The following is a 13736-nucleotide window of genomic DNA, read 5'->3' as shown; positions in this document are numbered from 1 at the left end:
GCGGTGAGCAGAACGACGGTGACGGCGACGGCCGCGGCGGCCGCTCCCGCGGTGGTCGGTTTCGACGCCCTCGCGGTGACCGCCGTGCAGGGCTGCGACCCGATTCCGAAGGCACAACTCCCGGACGGTTCGAACAGCGGATTCAGCTGCGCCGTCGGAAAACTGGCCGCGGGGAAGAGCAAGACCTACACCGTGTCCGCGACCTACGACCTCCAGGGCAAGGGCAAGATCTGCCTGCCCGTGATGCTCGGCGACACCGGCACCCTGCTGTGGCAGCAGGGACCGGTCCCGTTCGGCACCAGCAAGCCCACGCCGAACGCACCCGACACCCCGCTGCTGCTGGGCACCGACAACGTGCCCTTCGGCCCCGACACCTCCGCGGGCGCCAGTCCCTCCGCGCCCGGCACGCTGCCGGACACCGGCGCTCCCGGCCGCACGGCCGTCCTCCTGCTGGGCGGCGGCCTGTTGCTGGCGGCGGGCGGCGCGGGCCTGTGGCTGACCCGGCGCGGGCCGGCACCGCGGCACTGACGGAGAACGGGTGGGGGCGGGGCCTTCGCCCCGCCCCCACCCGGGTGCGCCGCAGGTCGTAGCGGGTCAGCCGCGCCGGCCGACCAGCTTCCAGGCGGCGGGCAGCGCGCCCATGGCGAGGGCGGCCTTCACCGCGTCGCCGATCAGGTACGGCGTCAGGCCCAGCGCCACGGCCTGGCCCAGCGTCAGGTGCGCGGCCAGCGCGAGGTAGGGGACGCCCACGGCGTAGGTGACGGCGCTGCCGGCCACCATGACGCCGGCCATCCGCCACACGCTGCGGTCCGCGCCCCGCCGGGCCAGCGCGCCCACGAGCGCCGACGCCAGCGCCATGCCGAGGATGTAACCGAAGCTCGGCGCCGCCGCGCCCGACGAACCCTCCGCGAACCACGGCACGCCGGCGACACCGGCGACCGCGTACAGCGCGAGCGCCAGGAAGCCGCGGCGAGCCCCGAGGGCGGTGCCCACCAGCAGCGCGGCGAAGGTCTGGCCCGTCACGGGCACCGGCGACCCGGGGACCGGGACCGACAACTGCGCGGCCAGACCGGTCAGTACGGCGCCACCGGTGACGAGGGCCGCGTCGCGCAACCGCGAAGCGGGGATGAGGTCGGCGAGGACCGGGTGGGTCCGTACGGCGGAAGCGGCGGGAACTGCGCTGGCCATCGGGTGACTCCGCGGGGTGAGGGTCGGTTCGGGACACCGTGACGTTAACCCGCGTCGCCCCCGCCGATCATCGTCCGCCGATCACAAAGGCCTGATCACGGCGTTGGTCGGCTTCCTACAAGGATGCGGCGCCGGGCGTGAGCTTCGTCACCCGGGCCTTAGTGGGGTTTCTCCAATCGCCGCCGGAGCAGCGCCACCGGCCGGGTCCGGCACCGCTCCGACACCGCTCCGGCGCCCGTACGACGGCCTCCTATGCTGCCCGCATGAGCGCTCCGTCCTCCCCCTCCCGCGTCGGCGTCGTCGGCGAGGTCCTCGTCGACCTGCTGTGGCGTTCCGGGGAGCGGCAGGTCACCCCCGTGCCGGGCGGCAGCCCGGCCAACGTCGCGGTCGGCCTGCACCGGCTCGGGCGGCCCACCACCCTGGTCACCACGTGGGGCGACGACCCGCCCGGCGAGCTGGTGCGGGCGCACCTGGAGTCCACCGGGGTCGAGGTCGTCCGCGCCACGAGCCCGGCCGGGCGCACCACACTGGCGATGGCCTACCTGGACCGGGACGGCTCCGCCTCCTACGACTTCCTGGCCGCATGGGACCCGGAGCGGCTGCCGCTGCCCGCGGACACCGCGGTGCTGCACACCGGTTCGCTCGCCGCGGTGGTCGAACCGGGTGCGACGCGGGTGCTGGAACTCTGCCGCGACCTGCACGCCCTGCCGGGGCGCACCGTCGTCGCCGACCTCAACGTGCGGCCGGCCGTCCAGCCCGACCGGCTCGCCTACCGCCGGGCGTGCCTGCGGCTGGCCGGGGTCACGGACGTGGTCAAGGCCAGTGACGCCGACCTGGCCTGGCTCTTCCCGCGGCTCGCCCCGGAGGAGGCCGCCCGGGCGCTGCTCGCCGAGGGGCCGCGGCTCGCGGTCGTCACGCTGGGTCCGGACGGCGCGTTCGCGGTGACCGACGGCGCCCTGGTACGGGTGGCCGCGCCCGAGGTCGACGTCGTCGACACCATCGGCGCGGGCGACGCCTTCCAGGCGGCGCTGCTCGACGCGATCGCCGGCGAAGGCGTCCCGGCCTCGCGGGAGGAGCTCGCCGCGGTACTGGAGCGCTGCGTCACGGCCGCGGCGCTCAACTGCACGCGAGTGGGCGCCGATCCGCCGTCCCGCGCGGAGCTGGACGCGGCCCTCGCCGGACGGCACGCGTAGCGCCGCGCGGAAAATGCGCGGCCCCCGGCGGCAGGTGCTGGATACGCTCGCGGGATGGACGAGGCACGGCTGACCGGACAGGTACTGGTCTTCGACGCGGACGACACGTTGTGGGAGAACAACGTGGTCTTCGAGCGGGTGATAGAGGACTTCCTGGACTGGGTGGACCATCCCGTCCTGGACCGCGCGCAGATCAGGGCGCTGCTCAACGAGATCGAGGCGGCGAACGCGGTCGTCCACGGCTACGGCAGCAAGGTCTTCCTGCGCAGCCTCGGCGAGCTCCTGGAGCGGCTGCGGGAGCGGCCCGTCACGCAGGCCGAGCTCCGGCGGGTGGACGAGCTGGCGGTGGCCTTCGTGGAGCACCGGGTGGAGCTGATGCCCGGCGTGGCGAGCACGCTGGAGGAGCTGGGCACCCGCCACGAGCTGCTGCTGCTCACCAAGGGTGACGAGGATGAGCAGGCGCGCAAGGTGGCCGCCTCGGGGCTGGCCGACCGCTTCCGCGGGGTGCACATCGTGCCGGAGAAGGCCGCGGACACCTACCGCGCCCTGCTGGCGGAGTACGGCTACGCGCCGGGCAGGAGCTGGATGATCGGGAACTCCCCGAAGTCGGACATCCTGCCCGCGCGCGAGGCGGGGATGAGCGCGGTGTTCATCCCCAACGAGAACACCTGGGTGCTGGAGCAGTCCGAGCTCGACCCGGCCGACGGGCGGGTGCTGCGGCTGACGGCCTTTCCCGAACTGCTCCGGCACTTTTGAACCGGACCGGCAGCCTCAGTCGAAGACGGGGCCCTGGTCGCGGGTCCGCTTGATCTCGTAGAAGCCGGGGGTCGACGCGACGAGCAGGGTGCCGTCCCACAGGCGGGCCGCGGCCTCGCCCTTGGGCGCCGGGGTGACGACCGGACCGAAGAAGGCGATCTGCTCGCCGTCGGCGCCGGGCACCGCGATGACCGGGGTGCCGACGTCCTGGCCGACCTTGGAGATGCCCTCCTGGTGGGAGGCGCGCAGCTCCTCGTCGTAGGCGTCGCTGCGGGCGAAGTCGGCGAGCTCGGCGGGCAGGCCCGCCTCCTCCAGCGCGGCGACGATGACGTCGTGGTCCTTGTGTCCCAGGCCCTGGTTGTGGATACGCGTGCCCAGCGCGGTGTAGAGGGGGCCGAGCACCTTGCTGCCGTACTTCTGCTCGGCGGCGATGCAGACGCGGACCGGGCCCCAGGCCGTGGTCAGGAACTCCCGGTACTGCTCGGGCAGCTCGTCACGGTTCTCGTTGAGCACCGCGAGGCTCATCACGTGCCAGCGCACCTCGACGGGGCGCACCTTCTCCACCTCCAGCATCCAGCGTGAGGTCATCCACGCCCAAGGGCAGGCGGGGTCGAACCAGAAGTCCACCGGGGTGGGGGTGGTCGTGGTCTCGGTCACGGTTCTCTCCTCTGGGCATGATGCGGTGACACGTGGTCCGCAACGCGCAACGCCCTCGGTGCCATCCCCATTCCCGTGCGCCGCCGTCAGGGCCGACGTGCGAAGATGCGTGGCGTCCACAAGACAGATCCCACGACGGCGTGCGAAGGATGGAGACCCCGTGCCCGGTGAGAACCTCACGCGTGACGAGGCCCGAGAGCGGGCACGGCTGCTGGCCGTGGACGGTTACGAGGTCGCCCTCGACCTGCGGTCGGCGCTGCGTCCGCAGGAGCCGACGTTCCGGTCCGTGACCACCGTCAGGTTCCGCTGCACGGAGCCCGGCGCGTCCAGCTTCGCGGACCTGCTGGCGCCCTCCGTCACGTCGGTGACGCTCAACGGCCGGGAACTGGACCCCGCGGTGGTCTTCGACGGGACACGGATCGCGCTGGACGACCTGGCCGCCGAGAACGTCCTGGTCGTGGACGCGCAGTGCGCCTACAGCCGGACGGGCGAGGGCATGCACCGCTTCACCGACCCCGAGGACGGCGAGGTCTACCTCTACACGCAGTACGAGCCCGCCGACGCCCGCCGGGTCTTCGCCGACTTCGAGCAGCCCGACCTGAAGGCGCCGTTCACCTTCTCCGTCACGGCGCCCGAGTCCTGGGTGGTGCTGGGCAACGAGCGTGTCACCGAGGTCCGCGACGGCGGCGAGACCCGGCACTTCGCGCCGACCCGCCCGATCTCCACGTACATCACGGCCGTCGTCGCCGGGCCGTACCACATGGTCCACGACACCTACCGGCGCGCGCTGCCGGACGGTTCCGAGCTGGAGATCCCGCTGGGGGCGCTGTGCCGCAAGGGCCTCGCCCGGCACTTCGACGCCGAGGAGATCTTCACCGTCACCAAGCAGGGCCTGGACTTCTTCCACGACCACTTCGGCTACCCGTACCCCTTCGGGAAGTACGACCAGGCCTTCGTGCCCGAGTACAACATCGGCGCGATGGAGAACCCGGGGCTGGTCACCTTCCGCGAGGAGTACGTCTTCCGCGGCAAGGTCACCCAGGCGTCCTACGAGGGCCGGGCGAACGTCATCCTGCACGAGATGGCGCACATGTGGTTCGGCGACCTGGTCACCATGCGGTGGTGGGACGACCTGTGGCTGAAGGAGTCCTTCGCCGACTTCATGGGCGCGTTCTCGCTGGTGGAGGCCACCCGCTACAAGGAGGGCTGGATCACCTTCGCCAACCGCCGCAAGGCCTGGGCCTACCGCGCCGACCAGCTGCCCTCCACCCACCCGGTCACGGCCGACATCCGCGACCTGGAGGACGCCAAGCTCAACTTCGACGGCATCACCTACGCCAAGGGCGCCAGCGTGCTCAAGCAACTGGTCGCCTACGTCGGACGGGACGCCTTCCTGGAGGGCGCGCGCCGCTACTTCCAGCGCCACGCCTACGGCAACACCGAGCTGGGCGACCTGCTGTCGGTGCTGGCCGAGACCTCGGGGCGCGACATGGCCGGGTGGTCCCGGTCCTGGCTGCAGACCGCGGGCGTCAACTCGCTGACCCCGCAGGTGACGTACGACGCCGACGGGCGGATCGCCGAGCTGGCCGTGGTGCAGGAGGCCGCGCCCTCGCACCCCGAGCTGCGCCCGCACCGGGTCGTGGTGGGGCTCTACCGGCACACCCCGGACGGCACCGTGGAGCGCTACGCACGCGCCGAGACCGACGTCGCGGGCCCGCGCACGGTGGTGGGCGAGCTGGCCGGGGCGGAGCGGCCCGACCTGGTGCTGGTCAACGACGACGACCTGACCTACTGCAAGATCCGCTTCGACGAGGACTCCCTGGCCACGGTCCGGGAGCACCTGGGCTCGCTCACCGACCCCATGGCCCGCGCCCTGGCGTGGTCCGCGGTGTGGAACATGACCCGCGACGGCCTGATGCCCGCCCGCGACTACCTCGGCCTTGTGCTGCGCTTCGCCGGCGCCGAGACCGACATCGGCGTCCTGCAGGGGCTGCACATGCAGGCCCGTACGGCCCTGAACGACTACGCGGCACCCGCCTGGCGCGGGCAGGGCGGGCGGGAGCTGGCGGACGGCGCGCTGCGCGAGCTGCGCGCGGCGGCCCCGGGCAGCGGCCACCAGCTGGCCTGGGCCCGCTTCTACGCGGCCGTCGCCTCCGGGGACGCCGGGGCGGACGTGCTGCGCGGGCTGCTCGACGGCACCGGGAAGATCGACGGGCTCGAGGTGGACCAAGAGCTGCGCTGGACCTTCCTGGAAGCGCTGGCCGCCGGCGGCGCGGCCGACGAGGCCGCCGTCGCGGCGGAGCTCGCCCGCGACGACACCGCCTCGGGCAAGCGGCACCAGGTGCGCTGCCTGGCGGCGCGGCCCTCCGCGGCCGTCAAGGAGCAGTGCTGGGCGTCGGTCGTGGAGTCCGACGCGCTGTCCAACGCGCTCGTCGAGGCCACCATCGCGGGCTTCGACCAGGCGGGCCAGCGCGAGCTGCTCGCCCCCTACGCGGACCGCTACTTCGACGTGATCGGGAGGGTCTGGAAGGAGCGCTCGATCGAGATCGGCATGGCCGTCGTCCGCGGGCTCTTCCCGCACCACCAGGACCGGCCCGCCACCCTCGACGCCGCCGACGCCTGGCTGGGCGGGCACGCGGACGCGCCGCCGGCGCTGCGCCGGCTGGTCGCCGAGTGCCGTGACGACCTCGCCCGGGCGCTGCGGGCCCAGGAGCGGGACGCGGCGGCGGTCTGAGACCCCCTCCCGGAAGGGAACAGGTGACCGGTCACCCCAATGGCGTACGTGGGGTACCGCCCGGCCCCGGTGGTGCGGCAGCATCGCCAGGGCCGGGGGCAGGTGAGGCAAGGCCGGTCACTCGAATAGGTGAAAAATGCCGCTCGGCAACCGAACGTCTGAACTTTAGTGCGGGGATGTCCGCATTTGTCGACGGTACGGTAACAGCCGTTAGGCTCCCTGAGGGATGCGGGAATCCACCCGGCATGAACCACAACATCCCCCTCAGCCCCCGCCCCCTCGACCACCTCTCCCGTACCCGGCCGACGGTGCTGTCGGCCCGGCAGTTGCGGGAGCACGGCGTCACCCCCGAGACGCTGGCCGAGCGCTGCCGCCCCGGCGGCCCCTGGCAGGAGGTGCTGCCCCGGGTGTACGTCCTGCACCGCGGGCGGCCCACCGGCGACGAGCGGGTCCGGGCGGCGCTGCTCTACGCGGGCCGCGAGGCGATGGTCACGGGCCTCGCGGCGCTCGCCCTGCACCGCTTCTCCTCGGTGCCGCCGCTGGTCGGCCTGGACCGGATCGACCTGCTGGTGACCCGGCAGCGCAGGCTGCGCGCCGTGGGCGACGTGGGGCTGGTGCGCACCACCGCGCTGCCCCGGCCGCGGGAGGTGCAGGGCATGCCGTGCGCGCCGCTGCCCCGGGCGCTGGCGGACGCGGTGGAGGAGCTGGACGACGCCCGGGCGGTCCGCCAGGTGCTGACCGAGGCGGTGCGCGGCGGCCACTGCGAGGCGACGGCGCTGGTCGGGGAGCTGAGCCGGGCCCGTCTGCTGTCCCGGCCGCACGTGGTGGAGGCGGTCGACGCGCTGGTGGCCGAGGGCCGGGCGATCGCCGAGAACCGGCTGTACACGATGGTGCGCTGCTTCGGGCTGCCCGATCCGCTGTGGAACGTCGACCTGCGGCTGCCGGGCGGCCCGCACCTGGGCGGCGTGGACGCGTACTGGCCGGAGCACGCGGTCGCGGTGGAGCTCGACGCCCGCGTGCCCCGGCAGGAGGACGACGCCCTGTGGGGCGAGTACGCCCGCAAGCGCGAGCATCTGGAGCGGCTCGGCATCTCGGTCGTGCACATCACGCCGCGCAAGCTGCGGGAGTCCCTGGAGCAGCAGGCCACCGTCGTCCGTACGGCCCTGATGGCCGCGGCCGACCGCAACCCCGCGTCGTGGGTGGTGGTGCTCCCGCGGTGAGCGCGGCGGTCAGCGCTTCTTCAGCAGCAGCTCCACGTTGCGGTCGCCCGGCTCGCCGGAGAGCGTCGCGCGGGCTCCCGGGGAGTTGAACGCGAGCTCGCGGTAGAGGGCGGCGAGTCCGGTCTGCGACAGGTCGGTGAAGTCGGTGCGGTAGGGGGCCGCGGACTCCACGAGCGTGCAGAGCAGCGAGAGCGTGCCGTCGTGGTTGTCGGTCAGCTCGACGATCCGGGCCAGCTGCGGGTGGTCGACGTGGGAGGCGGTGGAGACCTCCCAGAAGGTGCCGTGCGGGACGATCTTGTTCTTGTGGCTGTGCCCGTTGATCCAGGCGGCGACGTTGCGGTGCCTGCGGAGCAGCGCGAGCACCTCGTCGCCACCGTGCCGTCGCTCGCTGGGGCGGGCGGGGTCGCGGACCAGGTTGGTCATCGACCAGCTGGCGTGGTGGCTGAAGACCAGGACGGTGTCGTCGGCGTGCGTGGTGAGCGTCCGGTCCAGCCAGTCCATCTGGGCCGTGCCGAGGGAGCCGCGGTAGTCGCCGCCCCGGTCGGTGGTGTCGAGGCTGACGCCGAGCACGCCGCCGGAGATCCGGAACGTGTAGTGGAGCAGGCCGGAGTCGAGTTCGGCCGTCGTGTAGCCGTGGCCGACGGGACCCGCGCCGGCGTGCGCCGGGTCCAGGTGGGCGGCGATGTACCCGCGCGGGGTGACCGGTGCCCGGCGTTCGTCGGGGGTGACGGTGCGGGCGCCGGACTTGTAGCGGTTCCAGGCCTGGCGGAAGCGGGTGCCCTGGGGGTCGGGCCCCTCGCGCAGGAACGCGTTGACGGCTTCGGCCTCGGCCGGGGGCAGCGAGAACAACTTGCGTGAGCCGAGCGCGAGGTCGTGGAAGAAGGACGAGGCGGCGTACGAACCCCCGTACAGCTGGTCGTGGTTGCCGATGGTGGAGTACCAGGGGACGTTCAGCCCGGGGCTGTTGAGCTCGCGGACCGCGGCCGCCAGGAAACCGGGCAGGCGGGGGTAGCCGAGCGCCTTGTCGACGTCGCGCAGGGCGCCGTCCGGCTGCCAGAAACCCTTCAGGCCGGAGTCCTGGACGCCCTCGTAGTGGCCCGGGTCGCCGGAGTCGGGGGTGAAGCGGCCACCGCTCATCACCGTGAGGAACCAGTCCAGTTCGATCCGCGAGTTGTTGTCGGTGTTGTCGCCGGTGGTCATGACGAAACCGATGGGCGTGCCGGTGGCGGGCCCGTGCCGCAGGGCGTTGACCCGCTCGACCAGGGAGACGGCGCCGGCGTTGGTGAGGGCCTCCTGGGGACGCCAGCCCGTGGAGGCGGCGGAGCGCAGGAACTCGTAACGCTGCGGGTTCTGCACGTCCGTGAGGTGCAGGTCGGTGAAGTGCACGAAACAAGACAGGGGCGTACGGCGCGCGGCGCGGCCGCTCTTGGCGGCGCCCAGTTCGGTGCGGACGACCCGCTGCCACCCCGGGCCGTCGCCGAGCCGGCGATAGCCCCCGCCGCCGAGCGGCGAGGCGACGGACTGGAGGGTCGTGCCGGCGGTGAAGGGCTCGGCGGCGGCCGGAGCGGACGGTGCTGACGGGGCGGCACCGTCGACGGGTTCGGCGCCGGGTTCGGCGGGCGGCTGTGCCTTCGCGTCGCCCGAACCGGGGACGAGGGCGAAACCGAGCCCCGCACCCAGGGCGGTCGCACCCGAGGCGATCAGGACGTTGCGGCGGCTGAGGACGGCAGCGGACACGGGACCAGACATGGCGGGTTCCCCCGGTTGACGGTGGCTGCGGCGGCACCGCGGTGCCGCTCCTCACCGGATCGTTGGCACCCGGGATGGCCTGCGGTGCAACGGAAACGGAACGTCCGGCACCCATCTACGGACATGGATCAGCAGTCCTCCCGCCGGTCACCGGCGGCCGGTCCGCAGGCGGCCGGACGCTCATCCGGTGTTCACCGACCGCCCCGGCGCCGCGCGCCGTCGCGAGCCCCGGATCATCGGACGGCCGGACGCAATGGGCCGGTTCGGGATGCTTCGCGCCCCGTGACGGGTCCCGGCTTCTTGACGTATTCGCGTCATGTCGGTCTTACGCCATCTACGGCACTCCCCAACAACCCCGCGGATGGCGCAATGTGTCGGTCAACTGGCGCCCAAATCTTGAACAGGATGCCCATGTCTCTCGATCACATACGCGGGAAGAGACGCGTGGTCCGTGTCGCGCTCGCGGCGGGCCTGGTGGCCGCGCTGACGACGACCGGAATCTCCGCCTCCACCGCTTTCGCCGACGCGACCGGCGACCCGGCGGACGCGGCGGTCAAGACCGCGCACAACAAGCTCGGAACGGCCGACGCCGAACTGCTCGCCGAGGCCAAGGCCGGTGGCGACAAGAACGTCACCCTCATGATCGCCACCAAGAAGGGCTCCACCGAGCAGGTCTCGGACGAGCTCGGCGCGCTCAAGGGCGCGTCGGTGGACCGGACCTACGACAACCTCGGCTACGTCCGCGCCACGGTCCCGACGGGCAAGGCGGACGCGGCGATCGCGGCGGCGCAGAAGCTCTCGTCGGTGCAGGCGATCGACCTCAAGCAGGAGATCGTCCTCGACGACCCGTCCCCGTCGGCCGACGGCGACAAGGGGTCCTCGAAGGGTCACGGCCACGGCTCCACCACCTACCCGGGTCCCGACGCGAAGACCCCGGCGAAGAACCCCTACCAGCCGGCCTTCGAGACCGGCGCGGTGGACTTCGTCAAGGACAACCCGAAGGCCGACGGCCGCGGCGTCACCATCGGCATCCTCGACTCGGGCGTCGACCTCGGCCACCCGGCGCTGCAGAAGACCACGACCGGCGAGCGCAAGATCGTCGACTGGGTCACCGCGACCGACCCGATCACCGACGGCGACGCCACCTGGCGCCGCATGACCAACGGTCCGCGCGTCACCTACCAGGGCCGCACCTGGACCGCCCCCGAGGCGACGCAGCAGGTCACGGTCTTCTTCGAGTCCGCCACCGTCGGCGGCGACATGGCCGGTGACCTCAACCGCGACGGCGACACCACCGACTACTGGGGCGTGCTGTACGACCCGGCGAAGGGCACCGTCCGCCTCGACCTGAACGACAACGGGGACTTCACCGACGACACCGAGATGAAGCCGTACAAGGACGGCTTCCAGATCGGCTACTTCGGCACCGACAACCCCGCCACCGCCATCTCCGAGCGGATCCCCTTCGTGGTGCAGGTCCGCAAGGACGTCCCCACGGACCCGTACGGCGGCACCTGGGTCGGCAAGAAGGCCGACTTCGTCAACATCGGCGTCATCGAGTCCGAGCACGGCACCCACGTCGCGGGCATCACCTCCGCCAACGGCCTGTTCGGCGGCAAGATGAACGGCGCGGCGCCGGGCGCGAAGATCGTCTCGTCGCGCGCCTGCACCTGGTCCGGCGGCTGCACCAACGTGGCGCTGACCGAGGGCATGATCGACCTGGTGGTCAACCGCGGTGTGGACATCGTCAACATGTCCATCGGCGGCCTGCCCGCGCTGAACGACGGCAACAACGTCCGCGCGCAGCTGTACACCCGCCTCATCGACGACTTCGGCGTGCAGCTGGTCATCTCGGCCGGCAACAGCGGCCCCGGCGCCAACACCATCGGCGACCCCGGCCTGGCCGACAAGGTCCTGAGCGTCGGCGCCACCATCTCCAAGGAGACCTGGGCGGCCAACTACGGCTCGCAGGTGACCAAGGCGTACGACATGATGCCCTTCTCCTCGCGCGGTCCGCGTGAGGACGGCGGCTTCGCGCCGATCATCTCCGCGCCGGGTGCCTCCATCAACACCATCCCGACCTGGGAGCCCGGTGGCCCGGTCGCCGAGGCCGGCTACACCCTGCCGCCCGGCTACGCCATGCTGCAGGGCACGTCGATGGCCTCCCCGCAGGCGGCCGGTGCCTCCGCGCTGCTGCTGTCCGCGGCCAAGCAGGCCCGCATCGCGCTGACCCCGGCGGCCCTGCGCACGGCGCTGACCAGCACGGCGCACAAGATCAAGGACGTCCCGGCGTACGCCCAGGGCTCCGGCCTGATCGACATCGAGGACGCCTGGCGGCTGATCAGGGCCGGTGCCGGCGCCCACACCTACACGGTCAAGGCCCCGGTCTCCACGGCCCTGTCGCAGTTCCTGGCGACCCCGGGCTACGGCACCGGCATCTACGACCGCGAGGGCGGCCTGAAGGCCGGTCAGAGCAGGACGTACGACGTCACCATCACCCGCACCACCGGTCCGGACCGCTCCGTCCGGCACGACCTGGACTGGGTGAACAACGACGGCACCTTCCGCTTCGCCGACGGCGACGACGTGCGGCTGCCGCTGAACAAGCCGGTGACCGTACGCGTCAAGGCCAAGCCCGGTTCCAACGGTCTGCACAGCGCGATCCTGACGGTCGACGACCCCTCGACGCGCGGCACCGACCAGCAGATCCTCAACACCGTGGTCGTGGCCTCCGCGCAGGCCAAGCCGTCGTTCGCGGTCAAGGCGTCGGGCTCGGTGCAGCGCAACGGCACCAAGTCCTACTTCGTGACCGTCCCCGAGGGCGCCAAGACGCTCGAGGTCAAGATGGGCGGCCTGGCCACCGGCAGCCAGACGCGCTTCATCGCGATCACCCCGTGGGGCGTCCCGGCGGACAACACCACGACGACGTTCTGCTACCCGAACTACACCACCACCAACGGGTGCCGTCCCGACCTGCGCTCCTACGCCAACCCGATCCCGGGCGTGTGGGAGATCGAGGTCGAGGCGCGCCGTACCTCGCCGGTGCTGAACAACCCGTACAACCTGACCGCGACCGCGCTCGGCGTCTCCTTCGACCCCGACGTCCAGACCGTCGAGGAGGCCACGGTCGGCACCGCCGCCCCGGTCTCGTGGAAGGTCACCAACGGCTACGCCCCGTTGCAGGGCAAGCTGAAGGGCGGTGCGCTCGGCTCCGCCGCGGCGGCGCGCAAGACGATCGCCGACGGTGACAGCGTCACCAGCACGGTCGTCGTCCCCGCGGGCGCGTCCCGGCTGGACGTCGCCATCGGCGGCACCTCCGACACCTCCGCGGACCTCGACCTGACCGTGTCCCTCAACGGCGCGGTGGTCGGCCAGTCCGCGGACGGCGACTCGGAGGAGGCCGTGAGCATCGCCAACCCGGCGGCCGGCACGTACACCATCACGGTGGACGGCTACTCGGTCCCGGCCGGCACCACCGAGTACGACTACCGCGACGTCTTCTACTCGACGACGCTGGGCTCGGTGTCCGTGGACGAGGCGGCGACCGTGCCGCTGGCCAACGGCGCCTCCGCGAACGTCGCGGCGAACGTCCTGGTCGCGGCCCCGGCTCCCGAGGGACGTCAGTTCTTCGGCGAGGTCCAGCTGCTCAACGCCGACGGCACCGCCGCCGGCACCGGCAGCGTGCTGATCAACAAGGTCAACGCGGGCTGACCCGCGGCCACGGCCTGATCACCGCCTGAAGGGGCGGGCGCTCCCCGGAGCGCCCGCCCCTTCAGCTCTGCCGCCACTCGTACTCCTGCTCCCCGCAGCGCAGCGTGCGCGAGCGGGGCAGCGCCCGCTCCATCCACTCCCGCGCAGGGGCGATGTCCTCGCCCTGGCGGACGAAGGTGTAGCCCGCGGGCCGCAGCATCACGCTGACGAGCAGCCGACTCCCCACGGCCATCTCGGGCTCCCCCTCCTCGTCGCGGTCGACGGGGAAGGTCAGCCGGCGGTCTGCTCGCTCCCCCTTGAGGTAGCGGTCCACCTCCATCCGCACCGACACCCGGTCCGGTCCCTCCGCGGGCGTCACCCGCAGCACCGTCCCCTCGGCGACGAGTTCGGTGCAGGCCAGCACTTCCGCGTCGGTGCTGCGGACCGACTCGGAGCCGGTCTCGCCGCTGCCGGCCCCGCAGCCGGCGAGCGCGGCGAGCGCGAGCAGCGCCGCCGCAGTGAGGGCCGGTCCCGTCCTGCGTCCCATGT

General features: G+C 72.6%; 10 protein-coding genes. 6 read left to right on the top strand and 4 right to left on the bottom strand.

Annotation, left to right across the window (positions count from 1 at the left end):
* The first annotated feature begins 3 nt into the window (after positions 1–3).
* Positions 4–528 (top strand): hypothetical protein, encoded by a 525-nt coding sequence (locus PV410_RS06565; RefSeq protein WP_500322908.1) that lies wholly within the window; start codon positions 4–6, stop codon positions 526–528.
* Between the two features lie 66 nt (positions 529–594).
* Here PV410_RS06565 and PV410_RS06560 read toward each other — a convergent pair whose 3' ends face one another.
* Positions 595–1188 carry a biotin transporter BioY gene (locus tag PV410_RS06560; protein WP_500322907.1) on the bottom strand — a complete coding sequence of 198 codons (594 nt, stop codon included), beginning with the start codon at positions 1186–1188 and terminating at the stop codon, positions 595–597.
* A gap of 263 nt (positions 1189–1451) precedes the next feature.
* On the opposite strand from PV410_RS06560, the gene PV410_RS06555 reads away from it, so the two are divergent.
* Positions 1452–2381: a carbohydrate kinase family protein gene (locus tag PV410_RS06555; RefSeq protein WP_500322905.1), complete on the top strand. Its 930-nt coding sequence runs from the start codon at positions 1452–1454 to the stop codon at positions 2379–2381.
* Between the two features lie 54 nt (positions 2382–2435).
* Positions 2436–3137, top strand: coding sequence for an HAD family hydrolase (locus PV410_RS06550; RefSeq protein ID WP_500322903.1), 702 nt, complete (start codon positions 2436–2438; stop codon positions 3135–3137).
* A gap of 15 nt (positions 3138–3152) precedes the next feature.
* On the opposite strand, the gene PV410_RS06545 is transcribed toward PV410_RS06550, so the two are convergent.
* On the bottom strand, positions 3153–3794 hold the full coding sequence (locus PV410_RS06545; protein ID WP_500322902.1) for a mycothiol-dependent nitroreductase Rv2466c family protein: 642 nt from the start codon (positions 3792–3794) through the stop codon (positions 3153–3155).
* Between the two features lie 160 nt (positions 3795–3954).
* On the opposite strand from PV410_RS06545, the gene pepN reads away from it, so the two are divergent.
* Together pepN and PV410_RS06535 are read left to right on the top strand one after the other, a co-directional pair.
* Positions 3955–6528, top strand: coding sequence for an aminopeptidase N (gene pepN / locus PV410_RS06540; protein ID WP_500322901.1), 2574 nt, complete (start codon positions 3955–3957; stop codon positions 6526–6528).
* Positions 6529–6773: 245 nt separating this feature from the next.
* Entirely contained in the window at positions 6774–7748 is a 975-nt protein-coding gene (locus PV410_RS06535) for a hypothetical protein (protein ID WP_500322900.1), read from the top strand.
* A 9-nt stretch (positions 7749–7757) separates the two neighbouring features.
* Here PV410_RS06535 and PV410_RS06530 read toward each other — a convergent pair whose 3' ends face one another.
* The gene (locus PV410_RS06530; RefSeq protein ID WP_500322899.1) at positions 7758–9497 is read right to left on the bottom strand and encodes a TIGR03767 family metallophosphoesterase; all 1740 of its coding nucleotides are present in this window, start codon (positions 9495–9497) and stop codon (positions 7758–7760) included.
* A gap of 405 nt (positions 9498–9902) precedes the next feature.
* Between PV410_RS06530 and PV410_RS06525 the strand changes: the two genes are divergently transcribed.
* Positions 9903–13208: a S8 family serine peptidase gene (locus PV410_RS06525; protein ID WP_500322898.1), complete on the top strand. Its 3306-nt coding sequence runs from the start codon at positions 9903–9905 to the stop codon at positions 13206–13208.
* 61 nt (positions 13209–13269) lie between these two features.
* Here the strand turns inward: PV410_RS06525 and PV410_RS06520 are convergent, their stop codons facing one another.
* Positions 13270–13734 carry a hypothetical protein gene (locus tag PV410_RS06520; protein WP_500322897.1) on the bottom strand — a complete coding sequence of 155 codons (465 nt, stop codon included), beginning with the start codon at positions 13732–13734 and terminating at the stop codon, positions 13270–13272.
* Positions 13735–13736 lie beyond the last annotated feature (2 nt).

The organism is Streptomyces sp. PA03-5A (assembly GCF_033792725.1).
Taxonomy (GTDB): domain Bacteria; phylum Actinomycetota; class Actinomycetes; order Streptomycetales; family Streptomycetaceae; genus Actinacidiphila.
This window is presented reverse-complemented; position numbering and strand designations above follow the sequence as displayed.